Raw genomic sequence first — 590 nt, 5'->3', positions numbered from 1 at the left:
GATTGGCGGGGCGATCGGGGTCGGTCTCTTTCTTGGAGCAGGGAGCCGCCTGCGCAGTGCCGGACCAGCGGTCCTCATCTCCTCCGCGTTCTGCGCAGTGATCGCCTTCCTCGTCATGCGAGCGCTCGGCGAGTTGGTCATTCACCGCCCCTCTAGTGGTTCTTTTGTGTCCTATGCCCGGGAACTTCTTGGCGATCGCTGGGCCTATGCCGTTGGCTGGATGTACATGCTGAACTGGATGACATCGGGCATCGCTGAGTTGACCGCCATCGGTACCTATCTGCAATTCTGGTGGCCCAGCCTGTTGATGTGGGTACCCTCACTTGTCGCCTTGATGATCCTCGTGTCGGTCAATCTCATCAGTGTTAAGGCCTTCGGAGAATTCGAGTTCTGGGCAGCGTTGCTCAAGGTTGTGGCTTTGACAACGTTCATCATCGTGGCCATCGGCCTAGTGGCCTCCCACGTCAACGTCGGTGGACACCGCGCAGCGGTGTCGAACCTATGGAGATTCGACGGCGGATTCGCCCCACAGGGGGTTCTGCCCCTCATCCTGGTCATCCAAGGTGTCATCTTCGCCTATGCCACCATCG

Annotated in this window: 1 protein-coding gene; it reads left to right on the top strand. The window is 59.2% G+C overall.

Annotated features, from left to right (window positions below; genetic code table 11):
- Nucleotides 1-590 (top strand): amino acid permease (locus AC3A84_RS17325; RefSeq protein WP_487971275.1); only part of this gene is annotated, 590 nt, incomplete at both ends.

This window comes from Paracidovorax sp. (assembly GCF_057642795.1).
This window is presented reverse-complemented; position numbering and strand designations above follow the sequence as displayed.